The 12,493-nt window shown below is 65.8% G+C and carries 13 protein-coding genes; 8 read left to right on the top strand and 5 right to left on the bottom strand.

Annotated features, from left to right (window positions below; all coding sequences use genetic code 11):
• Window positions 1-3: 3 nt before the first annotated feature.
• The 3 genes from kdpB to AKN83_RS14955 form a co-directional block, all read right to left on the bottom strand.
• Complete coding sequence (kdpB, locus tag AKN83_RS14965; RefSeq protein WP_063695355.1) at window positions 4-2,115, bottom strand: potassium-transporting ATPase subunit KdpB; 2,112 nt, start codon at window positions 2,113-2,115, stop codon at window positions 4-6.
• A gap of 24 nt (window positions 2,116-2,139) precedes the next feature.
• Window positions 2,140-3,843 carry a potassium-transporting ATPase subunit KdpA gene (kdpA, locus tag AKN83_RS14960; protein WP_050401190.1) on the bottom strand — a complete coding sequence of 568 codons (1,704 nt, stop codon included), beginning with the start codon at window positions 3,841-3,843 and terminating at the stop codon, window positions 2,140-2,142.
• Between the two features lie 119 nt (window positions 3,844-3,962).
• A complete protein-coding gene (locus tag AKN83_RS14955) occupies window positions 3,963-4,052 on the bottom strand; it encodes a K(+)-transporting ATPase subunit F (RefSeq protein ID WP_016846764.1) in 90 nt (29 codons plus the stop codon).
• Between the two features lie 511 nt (window positions 4,053-4,563).
• On the opposite strand from AKN83_RS14955, the gene AKN83_RS14950 reads away from it, so the two are divergent.
• The 6 genes from AKN83_RS14950 to AKN83_RS14925 all read left to right on the top strand — a co-directional run bounded on the left by AKN83_RS14950 (window position 4,564) and on the right by AKN83_RS14925 (window position 8,926).
• Complete coding sequence (locus tag AKN83_RS14950) at window positions 4,564-5,028, top strand: hypothetical protein (protein ID WP_050401191.1); 465 nt, start codon at window positions 4,564-4,566, stop codon at window positions 5,026-5,028.
• Between the two features lie 13 nt (window positions 5,029-5,041).
• A complete protein-coding gene (locus AKN83_RS14945; RefSeq protein WP_083992074.1) occupies window positions 5,042-5,317 on the top strand; it encodes a hypothetical protein in 276 nt (91 codons plus the stop codon).
• Window positions 5,318-5,432: 115 nt separating this feature from the next.
• On the top strand, window positions 5,433-5,687 hold the full coding sequence (locus AKN83_RS14940; RefSeq protein WP_050401192.1) for a hypothetical protein: 255 nt from the start codon (window positions 5,433-5,435) through the stop codon (window positions 5,685-5,687).
• A gap of 9 nt (window positions 5,688-5,696) precedes the next feature.
• Entirely contained in the window at window positions 5,697-6,650 is a 954-nt protein-coding gene (dapA, locus tag AKN83_RS14935; RefSeq protein WP_172803555.1) for a 4-hydroxy-tetrahydrodipicolinate synthase, read from the top strand.
• Window positions 6,651-6,773: 123 nt separating this feature from the next.
• The gene (locus tag AKN83_RS14930; RefSeq protein ID WP_050401204.1) at window positions 6,774-8,168 is read left to right on the top strand and encodes an NfeD family protein; all 1,395 of its coding nucleotides are present in this window, start codon (window positions 6,774-6,776) and stop codon (window positions 8,166-8,168) included.
• Entirely contained in the window at window positions 8,165-8,926 is a 762-nt protein-coding gene (locus tag AKN83_RS14925) for a slipin family protein (RefSeq protein WP_050401194.1), read from the top strand. The genes AKN83_RS14930 and AKN83_RS14925 overlap by 4 nt, the downstream gene beginning before the upstream one ends.
• Here AKN83_RS14925 and AKN83_RS14920 read toward each other — a convergent pair.
• Together AKN83_RS14920 and AKN83_RS14915 are read right to left on the bottom strand one after the other, a co-directional pair.
• Window positions 8,896-9,087 (bottom strand): hypothetical protein, encoded by a 192-nt coding sequence (locus AKN83_RS14920; RefSeq protein ID WP_050401195.1) that lies wholly within the window; start codon window positions 9,085-9,087, stop codon window positions 8,896-8,898. The genes AKN83_RS14925 and AKN83_RS14920 overlap by 31 nt on opposite strands.
• A 1-nt stretch (window position 9,088) precedes the next feature.
• A complete protein-coding gene (locus AKN83_RS14915; RefSeq protein ID WP_050401196.1) occupies window positions 9,089-9,364 on the bottom strand; it encodes a hypothetical protein in 276 nt (91 codons plus the stop codon).
• 250 nt (window positions 9,365-9,614) lie between these two features.
• Here AKN83_RS14915 and AKN83_RS14910 point away from each other — a divergent pair, with 250 nt between their 5' ends.
• Entirely contained in the window at window positions 9,615-10,022 is a 408-nt protein-coding gene (locus AKN83_RS14910; protein WP_050401197.1) for an Hsp20/alpha crystallin family protein, read from the top strand.
• 11 nt (window positions 10,023-10,033) lie between these two features.
• Window positions 10,034-12,409 (top strand): endopeptidase La, encoded by a 2,376-nt coding sequence (lon, locus tag AKN83_RS14905; RefSeq protein ID WP_050401198.1) that lies wholly within the window; start codon window positions 10,034-10,036, stop codon window positions 12,407-12,409.
• Window positions 12,410-12,493: the final 84 nt, after the last annotated feature.

Below are 12,493 nucleotides of genomic sequence, written 5' to 3'. Positions count from 1 at the left end.
TCCTTAAGCCAGGCCCAGGGCGGCGACGATGAGGTCGATCGCCTTGATGCCGATGAACGGGATGATAATGCCGCCGAGGCCGTAGATCATCAGGTTGCGGCTGAGCAGCGCACCGGCACCGACGGCGCGATACTTGACGCCCTTCAGCGCCAGGGGAATCAGCGCGATGATGATCAGCGCGTTGAAGATGATCGCCGACAGGATCGCGCTCTGCGGGCTTGCCAGGTGCATGACGTTCAGCACCTGGAGCTGCGGGTAGAACGCGAGGAACATCGCCGGGATGATCGCAAAGTACTTTGCGACGTCATTGGCGATCGAGAACGTGGTCAGCGCACCGCGGGTCATCAACAGCTGCTTGCCGATCTCGACCACCTCGATCAGCTTGGTCGGGTTGGAGTCGAGGTCGACCATGTTGCCGGCTTCGCGGGCCGCCTGGGTGCCGGTGTTCATGGCGACACCGACGTCGGCCTGCGCGAGCGCCGGCGCGTCGTTGGTGCCGTCGCCGCACATTGCGACCAGCTTGCCCTTGGACTGCTCGTCGCGGATCAGCTTGAGCTTGTCCTCGGGGGTTGCCTGCGCCAGGAAATCGTCGACACCGGCCTCGGCTGCGATCGCGGCCGCGGTCATCGGGTTGTCGCCGGTGATCATCACGGTGCGGATGCCCATCCGGCGCAATTCGGCAAAGCGCTCTCGGATGCCGCCCTTGACGATGTCCTTGAGATGCACGACGCCGAGCAGCTTGCCGTCCTTGGCGACCGCAAGCGGCGTGCCGCCGGCCTTGGCGATCTCGTCGGCAATAGCCTGGATCTCGCGCGCTTCTGCGCTCATCGTCGCCGCGACCGCACGGACGGTGTTGCCCGATGCGAGGGTGCGGGGCGACCCGCCGTCGACATAGGCGAGGATGGCGTCGACCGCACCCTTGCGGACCGACGAGGTGCCGGCATCGATGCCGCTCATCCGGGTCTGCGCGGTGAACGGCACGAAGGTCGCGGCGAGCTCGTGCATGTCGCGGCCGCGGATGCCGTATTTCTCCTTGGCGAGCACCACGATGGAGCGGCCTTCCGGCGTTTCGTCGGCGAGCGAGGCGAGCTGCGCCGCGTCGGCGAGGTCCTGCTCGGTGACACCACGGATGGGGCGGAACGCGGTCGCCTGGCGGTTGCCGAGGGTGATGGTGCCGGTCTTGTCCAGCAGCAGCGTGTCGACGTCGCCGGCGGCTTCCACCGCGCGGCCGGACATCGCCAGCACGTTGAAGCGCACCAGGCGATCCATGCCGGCGATGCCGATCGCCGACAACAGCGCACCGATCGTGGTCGGGATCAACGTGACAAACAGCGCCACGAGCACCACGACCGAGATCGAGCCGCCGGCATAGGCGGCATAGCTCGGGATCGTCACCGTCGCGAACACGAAGATGATGGTGAGGCCCGCGAGCAGGATGTTGAGCGCGATCTCGTTGGGCGTCTTCTGCCGCTCGGCGCCCTCGACCAGCTTGATCATGCGATCGATGAAGGTCGAGCCCTGCGCCGCGGTAATGCGGACGCGAATCCAGTCCGACAGCACCTGGGTGCCGCCGGTGACTGCCGAACGGTCGCCGCCGGACTCGCGAATGACCGGCGCGGATTCGCCGGTGATCGCGGCTTCGTTGACCGAGGCGACGCCTTCGATCACCTCGCCGTCGGACGGGATGTTGTCGCCGGCCTCGACCAGCACGATATCGCCGACCTTCAGCGAGGTGCCGGGCACCATGCGATAGGTCCGGTCGGTGCCGGTCAGCAGCTTGGCCTGGCTCTCGGTGCGGGTCTTCTTCAGCGACTCCGCCTGCGCCTTGCCGCGCCCTTCGGCGACGGCTTCGGCGAAGTTGGCGAACAGCACCGTGAACCAGAGCCAAAGGATGATCTGGAAGGTGAAGCCGAGATTGGCGTTACCGGTGACGAGATCGCGCACGAAGATCACGGTGGTCAACGCAGCCACGACCTCGACCACGAACATCACGGGGTTCTTCGCCATCAGCCTCGGATCGAGCTTGACGAAGGCCGATTTGATCGCCGGCACCAGGATCTTCGGGTCGAGCATGGTCGACGCCGTCACCTGCTTCTGCAGTTTCATGGTTTCCATGGATGTCACTCCGGACGTATTCAATCAGAACAAGGTATTGGCGTTCATGGCGAGGTGCTCGACGATCGGCCCGAGCGCAAGCGCCGGGAAGAATGTGAGGCCGCCGATGATGAGGATCACGCCGATGACGAGGCCGACGAACAGCCCGCCGGTGGTCGGGAAAGTGCCCGCCGAGGCCGGGATCGATTTCTTCTCGACCAGCGATCCCGCGATCGCCATCGCCGGCACGATCATGAAGAAGCGGCCGACGAACATCGCAGAGGCGAGCGTCAGATTATAGAACAGCGTGTTGCCGGTGAGGCCCGCGAAGGCCGAGCCGTTGTTGCCGGTCGAGGACGTATAAGCATACAGCACCTCGGTGAAACCATGCGGGCCGGCATTGGCCATCGATGCCACCGCCGACGGCAGCACCACGCCGACGGCAGTCCAACCGAGGTACATCAGCGGCAGCACCAGGATCGCGAGCATCGCCATCTTGACCTCGCGCGCCTCGATCTTCTTGCCGACATATTCCGGCGTGCGGCCGACCATTAGGCCGGCGACGAAGATCGCCAACACGACGAACAGCAGCATGCCGTAGAATCCGGCGCCGACGCCGCCGATGATGACCTCGCCGAGCTGCATGTTGATCAGCGGGATCATGCCGCCGAGCGCGGTGAAGCTGTCATGCATGGCGTTGACCGCACCGCAGGACGCAGCTGTGGTAATCACGGCGAACAGCGAGGACGCGACGATGCCGAAGCGGACCTCCTTGCCCTCCATGTTGCCGCCGGTGAGACCAAGCGCCTGCAGCGCCGAGGTGCCGTTGGCTTCTGCCCAGTAGGTGACGGTAACGCCGGCGACGAACAGGATGCCCATCACAGCGAAGATCGCCCAGCCCTGGCGCTGATTGCTCACCATGCGGCCGAACACGTTGGTCAGCGCGGCACCGAGCGCGAAGATCGAGATCATCTGCACGAGGTTCGACAGCGCGGTCGGGTTCTCGAACGGATGCGCGGCGTTGGCATTGAAGAAGCCGCCGCCATTGGTGCCCAGCATCTTGATCGCGACCTGCGAGGCGACCGGTCCGAGCGCGATGGTCTGCTTGCCGCCCTCCAGCGTAGTGGCGTCGACATAGGCACCAAGCGTCTGCGGCATGCCCTGCCAGACCAGGAACAGCGCATAGACGACGCAAATCGGCAGCAGCACGTAGAGCGTGCAGCGCGTGACGTCGACCCAGAAATTGCCGACCGTGCGCATCGACGAACGGGTGAAGCCGCGGATCAGAGCCATCGCCAGCGCGATGCCGGTCGCAGCCGACAGGAAGTTCTGATGCGTCAAGCCCAGCATCTGGACCAGGTAGGACAGCGTGCTCTCGCCGCCGTAGTTCTGCCAGTTGGTGTTGGTGATGAAGGAGATCGCGGTATTGAAGGAGAGATCTTCGGCAACTGAGGTCTGGCCGGCCGGGTTGAACGGCAGCACCGCCTGCAGCCGCATCAGGCCGTAAATGAGCGCGAAGCCGCCGACATGGAATAGCAGCATGGCGACAGTATAGGTCAGCCAGTGCTGCTCGCGCCGCTCGTCGACGCCGCCGACCCAGTAGATGCCGCGCTCGACCGGGCGCAGCACGGGTGAGAGGAAGGTGCGCTCGCCGTTGAACACGCGGGTCATGTACCAGCCGAGCGGTTTGACCAGCGCGACCACGATCGCGCAGAACAGAATAATTTGAATCCAACCGATGACGGTCATTGCGTCAAACCTTTCGAATGGGGGCGAAGCGCAACAGCGAGGCGAACATGCCGAGCAACAGCCCGGTCAGCACCGCGTCGGCCAACAGAATTGTGCAAAGCGCAGACATCGCGAACCGCCTAGAAGCGTTCGGGCCGCAGCAACGCATAGGTGAGGTAGAACAGCAGGCCGAGCGAGACGAGGCCGGCGAGCGAGTAATCGAAGATCATCGCCGCCTCCCTTACAGCCGTTCGCAGGCGTAAGCGTAGCCGATGCCGGCCGCGAAGAAGCCGATCGCCAGCGCCGCCATGAGAATGTCCATCATGAGAGACTCCTATGCATCACAGGGCCCGGAGCGATCTTATAAACGCTCCGCGCCGGATACTGGTGAGGTGCCATCCGGAGCATAGGTTTTCGAGATGTGACGCATAAGGACGTTATAGGAATCCTATAAAAACCCGGTGCGCTCCGCTTCTATAGCGTAACTTACGAGCAGGAGACGACCATGTGCTTGACCAAAATCAAACCCGCCTTGCTGCTCGATGGGAAAATAGCCAAACGTTCGATCGTCCCCCGACACTGGGCTTGCCGCCTTCGCCAGGCCCGTTTCATCTTTATGGAATCCCTATATCTCCGCCGCTTGCCTCCTCTCGTTTTCAAATGGCTGTGCGGCCATTTTGGGCGTGCGGCCAATGCCTTGAGCCTCACCTTGTTGGGCCGCGCTTTCGACGGGATGACGCCATGTCAGTACTATCCCAAAACACCTCCGCCGACCTCGCCGACCGGCTGCGCGATGCCTATGCCGTCACAGCCGAGCTCATCGCCGACATCGTTAGCCAGACCTGCCGGCGATTTCCTTCGGCGGGATACGGCGGCAAGAGCGCCCGCATCAAGCGCCTGATCCAGTCCGGCGCCTGGACCGATGCCGCGATCGCGCTGCTCGATCTCGAACTGCCGCAATGGCAGGTCCGCCGCCTGGTCTATGACGAGGGCGAGTGGCACTGTGCATTGTCGCGCGAACGCGAGCTACCTGACTGGCTCGACCAGTCGATCGAGACCCGCCATGCGGATCTTGCGCTCGCGATCCTGAGCGGCTTCGTCGAGGCGCAGCGGATCTTCGCGCCCGAGAACCGCACCAGCGTGCCGACCGTCCGTCGCGGCATCAGCTCGCTCTACGAGCCGCTGCTCATCGACAATATCGGCTGATGGCGGCGACGTCGTGAACGCCAAACAACTGCCGCAGCAGCTGCAGTCGGTCCAGGTCATCGTCCGGTTCGGTTTCCGGCTGGCCATCATGATCGGCTTCGCCGTGTTCGCCGGCGCAGGCTTCGGCAGGGGCCTCGTCACGCTGCTCTGGATGTCGGCGCTGATCTGTGCACTCGCGGGGCTGGTGAAGCGCGAGATGCCGTTTGCCGCAAATCTCAATCACTGGGACGAGATGACCGCCTATGTCGCGCTGTGCGCGCTCGGCACCGGCATCGTCCAGCACGTCTAAGCTCACCCCTCAAATCCTATGCCGCTCCTATGAAGTCGGCCGTCCGCCGCGCTCGATTTCATATCCGTCACAACAGACATTGAACGCGTGACTTGTGATTGGAAGGACTACCACCGTGAAACTCGTCGAACCTCCCTCGTGTAGCGCAGCGTCCACCGTCGTCTTCATCGGCCGCAACCAGCGCGGCCAGTGGGTCGCCCAGCAGCAGAACGGCCTCTATGGCGGCCTGTTCGTCAACCGCGCCCAGGCCGTCAAATACGCGCTGTTCGAGAATGGCCAGCACCCCGAAATGATCGTCGAGCTGTCGCGCGGGCTCGAGCTCGACATGCACGGCAAGACCGCGCCCCTCCGCGCAAGCCGCGTGGCTTGAGCCATTCCCATGACTGCGAAAGCGACTACGAAAGTCATTTCGAGCATGGCCGCGAACGCGGATTCGGCCAAATGGCTGTCGGGCTTCATCCCCGATCTTCCGACCCCCTTCACCCACCAGGACGAAATCGACACTGATGCATTCGGCCGGCTGTGCGAGCGTCAGATCGCAGCCGGCGCCACGGCGCTCGTGGTCGGCGAGACTGCAGGTGAAAGCTCGACGCTGGAGCCTGCGGAACGCGCAGAGTTGGTTCGCATCGCAGCCCGCGTCGCGCGCAGGCGGGTCCGCATCATCGCCGGCGCCGGGTCGAACGCCACGGATCGCGCCGTCACGTTCACCCGCGCCGCGGAAGCGGCCGGCGCCGACGCCATCATGTCGGTCGTGCCGTATTACAACAAGCCGATGCCGCAAGGCATGGCTGCGCATTTCCGCGCCGTCGCTGCGGTCACGACGCTGCCCCTGATCCTGCACGACATCCCGTCGCGGACAGTGAAGGGGCTGACAGACGAGACGCTGGTCGAGCTCGCCGCATCGCCCCGCCTCATTGGATTGCGCGACGGCAGCAGCGATGTCGCCCGCCTCAGGCGCCTTCGTCCACGCCTGCCGGCGACATTCCGGATGCTGACCGGCGACGACACCACCTCGCTCGCCTATATGGCCGCCGGCGGTGACGGCTGCATCTCGTCGGTATCGAACCTCGCGCCCGATTTGTGCGTGGCGGTGGCCCGGCATCTGCGTGAGGGCCGGCTGTACCAGGCGCGCGAGTTGCATCAGCGCCTGGTGCCGCTCGCGACGCTGCTGGAGCGCGAGCACCCCGCCGCGCTGAAATTCGCGCTGGCACTGCTGGGGTACATGCAGCCGACGACGCGACTGCCGATCGTGCAGCTGGATACGACGGCTAAGGCGGAAGTCGCGCAGGCGATGGCTGAGCTTGCCGACGAATACCTCGCTGCTGCGCAGTGAGCTTTGCCGACCCGACACCGGCCATCGCAATGCACAACGGGACCGGCGCACGGCGTCGGTGACACCGCGCCATATTGAGGTTCCGCAACGGCATCCCATATCCACGGCAAGGGAGTGCTTGCCGTGCAGACCTTCAAGGCGGCTCTCGTTGTGGCGACCGCGCTGGTCGCTCTGGTTGTTTCCATCAGTCCCGGTACGGCCGCGGACAACAACCGCGTTGCCCTGACCATTTCAATCGATGGCGCGATCGGGCCGGCATCGGCCAGTTACGTCAGGGATGGCCTGGCGAAGGCCGCCGAGCGGCACGCCGAGATCGTAATTCTGCGAATGAATACGCCGGGCGGACTCAGCAGCAGCATGCGCGAGATCATCACCGACGTGCTGGCCTCGCCCGTTCCCGTGATCGGCTATGTTGGGCCCTCCGGCGCCCATGCCGCGAGCGCCGGGACCTACATTCTCTATGCGACCCATCTTGCGGCGATGGCGCCCGGCACCAATATCGGCGCCGCGACGCCGGTGCAGATCGGCGGCCCGCTACCGGGCCTGCCGGGCGGCACCCCGGACAAGGACGGCAAGGACAAGGACACCGGCAACCCGTCGGGGACCAAGGATGCCATGACGACGAAGGTGACGAATGATGCCGTCGCCTTCATCCGCAGCCTAGCCGAACTGCGTGGCCGCAACGCCGACGGGGCCGAGAAGGCGGTGCGCGACGCCGCCACCCTTTCCACCAACGCCGCGCTGCAGGCCCGTGTCATCGAGTTCACCGCGCACGATCTGGCCGATCTGCTCAGGCAGGTCGACGGCCGGACGGTGGAGCTCGCCGGCGGCAAGACCCAACGGCTGGCGACCAAAGATGCCGTGATCGAAGCCATCGATCCCAACTGGATCTCGCGCGTGCTTGCTGTCATCACCGACCCCAACATCGCATTCGTTCTCCTGATGGTCGGGATCTACGGCCTGATCTTCGAATTCATGTCCCCCGGCGCCGTGGCGCCCGGAGTTGTCGGCACGATCTGCCTGCTGCTCGGGCTCTACGCGCTCAACATGCTGCCGATCAACTATGCCGGCTTCGCCTTGATGCTGGTCGGGATGGCGCTGCTCGCGATCGAGGCCTTCAACCCGACCGTCGTGATTGGCCTCGGAGGTATCGTCGCCTTTGTCCTCGGAGCCGCCATGCTGTTTCGGATCGAGGCGCCCGGATACGCCCTGTCATGGCCGCTCATCGGCATCGTCGCGGCGATGTTCGCAGGTCTCATTCTGGTCGTGCTCGGCGCGCTGCGCCGCGCGCGCAACGGTCCGCTGCGGACGGGTGCGCAAGCCATGCGCGGACTATCGGCCGAGGTGCTCGACTGGTCCGAGACCACGGGTCACGTCTTCACCAACGGCGAACGCTGGCAGGCGCGCGGCACCGAGCCATTCCGAGCGGGAGAGACGGTCGAGGTCGCCAACATCATCGATTTGACGCTGGTCGTGCGGCGTGCGCCGGCTTCGGCCGGCGAAGGAGGTACAGCATGATGCTTGATTATTTCACCTATGCGGCGATCGCACTGCTGGTCATCATCTTCCTGACCCAGGCGGTGCGCGTGCTCCGCGAATACGAGCGCGGCGTCGTCTTCACGCTCGGCCGCTTCACCGGGGTGAAGGGCCCGGGGCTGATCATCCTGATTCCGGTGGTGCAGCAGCTGGTGAAGGTCGACCTCAGGGTGGTGGTGCAGGTCGTGCCGCCGCAGGACGTGATTTCGCGCGACAACGTCTCGGTCAAGGTCAACGCCGTGCTCTACTTCCGCATCGTCGATCCGGAGCGCGCCATCATCAAGGTCAGCGACTACATGGCCGCGACCAGCCAGCTGGCCCAGACCACGCTGCGCTCGGTGCTCGGCAAGCACGAGCTCGACGAAATGCTGGCCGAGCGTGACCGGCTGAACGCCGATATCCAGGAGACCCTCGACAAGCAGACCGACGTCTGGGGCATCAAGGTCACCGCGGTCGAGATCAAGGACATCGACATCAACGAAACCATGGTGCGGGCGATCGCCAAGCAGGCCGAGGCGGAACGGCTGCGGCGCGCCAAGGTGATCAACGCGATGGGCGAGCAGCAGGCCGCCGAGAAGCTGGTCGAGGCCGGCCGGATCCTCGCCCAGGAGCCGCAGGCGATGCAGCTGCGCTATTTCGCCGCGCTGCATGACATCGCCGGTGAACGCTCATCGACCGTGGTCTTCCCGCTTCCGATGAACCTGCTCGATCACCTGACGCTGCGCAGCGAAGCCACCTGAGGTGGCTGATGCTTGGCCCGCCACGCCGGCCCCGGGCCGCGCATGTAATGCGCCTCGGGCCGGTAGCCGCCGATCGGCTCCTCGCCGATCCAGGCGAGGAATTTGAGCATGCCTTCCGCGACACGGCGCAGCAGGGCGGCGACGAATGAAACCATGCTCATGTCAGTAGTCCCACTTCTCGCCGAGCACGACCGGCGCGCGCGGATATTTCTCGGCATCGCCGCCGAGCAGGCCGACATGGAGATGGGTGCGTGCCCAATCCTCATGGCCGCGATGCAGCAACAGCTCGTTGCGCAGCCGATGGATCTTGGCGGCGGCGATGGCGCGGTGAACGGTCCTGAAAGCGAGGCCGATCCGCCGGATCGTCCGCTGCAGCGTCGCTGGCATCGCACCGGCCGAACCATGCGACCGGGCATCGTGGTAATGGAGCAAGGTCATGTCCCACCTTCTTCCTGTGGCGGCGCGCGAGCGCACCGCGTCACGGCAAAGATGCTGGGAAGGCCGTAGGAATTCGAGAGGACCGGCAGCCCTGTCACATAGCCGCGGCATAAGCGGCCGGACGCGCCGGGCGGATCGCAAATCGCGAGATTTCGGACAATTTTGGCCTCGATCGGCGGCGCGAGGGGCCGGTTTACGGTCGGCGGCAAGACCGGTAACCTCGCCTCCCAATGCGACGTGGAGAGTGCCCATGCGGCCCAAGGATCAGACCAACTGGATGCTGACGGATGCGATCGAGGCGCTCGCCCGCGCCGAACGGTTGCACCAGAGCTTCCTCAATTTACACCCGCGCGCGGGCACCAGCGAGCCGAGCTGGGAACCGCCGATGGACGTGATCGAGACCGAGGAGGAGATCCTGATCCTGGTCGCGCTGCCGGGGGTCGACCCCGACGAGGTCGAGGCCGCGCTCGACGGCGGCACGCTGGTGATCTCCGGCCGCCGCACTTTGCCCGCCGAGCTGCGCAACGCGCGCATCCTGCGCCTCGAGCTGCCTCAGGGCCACTTCGAACGCCGCATCGCGCTGCCGACCGGCCGCTACACCATCAGCCGCTTTGCCGCGCATGGCTGCGTCGGCCTGCGGCTCGGAAAATCGAGCTAGGGGATTTCGACATGGCTGCTTCCAACCCTTCAAGCCCGTCGAACTCGGCGCCGATCCCGAGCGACGCGACGATCATCGTCCCGGTGCGCAACACCGTGCTGTTCCCGGACGTCATCATCCCGATCACGATCGCGCGTGCGACTTCCATCGCCGCCGCCCAGCAGGCGGTGCGCGAGCAGCGGCCGATCGGCATCCTGCTGCAGCGCGATCCCGAGACCAACGATCCCGGCCCCGACGGGCTCTACCGCGTCGGCACCATCGCCAACATCGTGCGCTACATCACCGGCGCCGACGACAGCCACCATCTGGTCTGCCAGGGCGTGCAGCGCATGCGCGTGCTCGACTATCTGCCCGGCACGCCGTTCCTCGCCGCCCGCGTGCTGCAGATTCCGGAGCCGACCACCACCTCGCCGGAGATCGAGGCGCGCTTCCTCAATCTGCAGCGCCAGGCGCTGGAGGCCGCACAATTGCTGCCGCAGACACCGCCCGAGCTGATCGCCGCGCTGCAGGGCACGACGTCGCCGGCGACGCTCGCCGACCTTGCGACCTCCTACATGGACATCAAGCCGGCGGAGAAGCAGGACATCCTCGAGACCATCGATCTCGTCGCACGGATGGACAAGGTCTCGCGGCATCTCGCCGAGCGCATCGAGGTGCTGAGGCTGAGCCAGGAGATCGGGCAGAAGACCAAGGCGGTTTTCGACGAGCGGCAGCGCGAGGCGATCCTGCGCGAGCAGATGGCGACCATCCAGCGCCAGCTCGGCGAGGGCGACGGCAAGGCGGCCGAGGTCGCCGAGCTGACCAAGGCGATCGCGGAGGCCAAGATGCCGCCGGAGGCCGAGAGCCAGGCGCAGAAGGAATTGCGCCGCTACGAGCGGATGCCGGAGGCCGCCGCCGAGTCCGGCATGGTGCGCAGCTATCTCGACTGGCTGATCGACCTGCCCTGGAGCCTGCCGGACGAGAAGCCGATCGACATCGCGGAGGCGCGCAAGATCCTCGACCAGGACCATTACGGCCTCGAGAAGATCAAGAGCCGCATCATCGAATATCTCGCGGTGCGCAAGCTCGCCCCCGGCGGCAAGGCGCCGATCCTCTGCTTCCTCGGGCCTCCCGGCGTCGGCAAGACCTCGCTCGGCCAATCGATCGCGCGCGCGATGTCGCGACCGTTCGTGCGGGTCTCGCTCGGCGGAGTGCATGACGAGGCCGAGATCCGCGGCCATCGCCGCACCTATATCGGCGCGCTGCCCGGCAACATCATCCAGGCGATCAAGAAGGCCGGCGCGCGCAATTGCGTGATGATGCTGGACGAGATCGACAAGATGGGCCGCGGCATCCAGGGCGATCCGTCGGCCGCGATGCTCGAGGTGCTCGACCCCGAGCAGAACTCGACCTTCCGCGACAATTACCTCGGCGTGCCGTTCGACCTCTCGCGTGTCGTGTTCATCGCCACCGCCAACATGCTCGACGGCGTGCCGGGCCCGCTGCTCGACCGCATGGAGCTGATCAGCCTCGCCGGCTACACCGAGGACGAGAAGCTCGAGATCGCCAAGCGCTATCTGGTGCGGCGCCAGCTCGAGGCCAACGGGATCAAGGCCGAGCAGGTCGAGATCGAGCCGGACGCGCTGCGGCTGATCATCAAGAGCTACACCCGCGAGGCCGGCGTCCGCAACCTGGAGCGCGAGATCGGCAAGGTGCTGCGCAATGTCGCGGTGCAGATCGCCGACGGCAGCACCAGCCACGTCACCATCGCGCCGAAGGACATCGTGGCGCTGCTCGGCCAGCCGCGCTTCGAGAACGAGATCGCGCAGCGCACCAGCATTCCCGGCGTGGCCACCGGACTTGCCTGGACGCCGGTCGGCGGCGACATCCTGTTCATCGAGGCCTCGCGCACGCCGGGCCGCGGCGCGTTGATGATCACCGGACAGCTCGGCGACGTCATGCGCGAGAGCGTGCAGGCCGCGATGACGCTGGTGAAGAGCCGCGCGACGCAACTCGGGATCGATCCCGCGGTGTTCGAGAAGAGCGACATCCACGTCCACGTTCCCGCCGGCGCCACGCCGAAGGACGGCCCGAGCGCGGGCGTTGCGATGTTCACCGCCCTCACCTCGCTCCTGACCGATCGCACCGTGCGCAGCGACACCGCGATGACCGGCGAGATCTCGTTGCGCGGCCTCGTGCTGCCGGTCGGCGGCATCAAGGAGAAGGTGGTCGCCGCCGCGGCCGCCGGCCTGACCCGGGTGATGCTGCCGGCGCGCAACAAGCGCGACTACGACGACATCCCTGCCGGCGCCCGCGCCAAGCTGGAGTTCATCTGGCTGGAACGCGTCGATGAGGCGATCGCGGCAGCGCTGGAGCCCGCCAAGGTGACACCTGCGGCCGCGGAGTGATCGGCGGCCCGCTGCTCCATCGAGCATCTCGCCTGTGGGGGCGCAATCCCTCCGCTCAAGTTCAACGCGCTCGGAACGACGTGG

The sequence above is a fragment of the Bradyrhizobium embrapense genome (assembly GCF_001189235.2).
Classification (GTDB): Bacteria; Pseudomonadota; Alphaproteobacteria; order Rhizobiales; family Xanthobacteraceae; genus Bradyrhizobium; species Bradyrhizobium embrapense.
The sequence above is the reverse complement of the archived record's forward strand: the minus strand, read 5'-3'. Positions and strand labels throughout refer to the sequence as shown.

What these genes read in the sequence shown, in the direction of transcription:
- kdpB (WP_063695355.1), bottom strand. Translation starts at nt 2,115, where the DNA reads ATGGAAACCATGAAACTGCAGAAGCAGGTGACGGCGTCGACCATGCTC.
- kdpA (WP_050401190.1), bottom strand. Translation starts at nt 3,843, where the DNA reads ATGACCGTCATCGGTTGGATTCAAATTATTCTGTTCTGCGCGATCGTG.
- AKN83_RS14955 (WP_016846764.1), bottom strand. Translation starts at nt 4,052, where the DNA reads ATGATCTTCGATTACTCGCTCGCCGGCCTCGTCTCGCTCGGCCTGCTG.
- AKN83_RS14950 (WP_050401191.1), top strand. Translation starts at nt 4,564, where the DNA reads ATGTCAGTACTATCCCAAAACACCTCCGCCGACCTCGCCGACCGGCTG.
- dapA (WP_172803555.1), top strand. Translation starts at nt 5,697, where the DNA reads ATGACTGCGAAAGCGACTACGAAAGTCATTTCGAGCATGGCCGCGAAC.
- AKN83_RS14925 (WP_050401194.1), top strand. Translation starts at nt 8,165, where the DNA reads ATGATGCTTGATTATTTCACCTATGCGGCGATCGCACTGCTGGTCATC.
- AKN83_RS14920 (WP_050401195.1), bottom strand. Translation starts at nt 9,087, where the DNA reads ATGAGCATGGTTTCATTCGTCGCCGCCCTGCTGCGCCGTGTCGCGGAA.
- AKN83_RS14915 (WP_050401196.1), bottom strand. Translation starts at nt 9,364, where the DNA reads ATGACCTTGCTCCATTACCACGATGCCCGGTCGCATGGTTCGGCCGGT.
- AKN83_RS14910 (WP_050401197.1), top strand. Translation starts at nt 9,615, where the DNA reads ATGCGGCCCAAGGATCAGACCAACTGGATGCTGACGGATGCGATCGAG.
- lon (WP_050401198.1), top strand. Translation starts at nt 10,034, where the DNA reads ATGGCTGCTTCCAACCCTTCAAGCCCGTCGAACTCGGCGCCGATCCCG.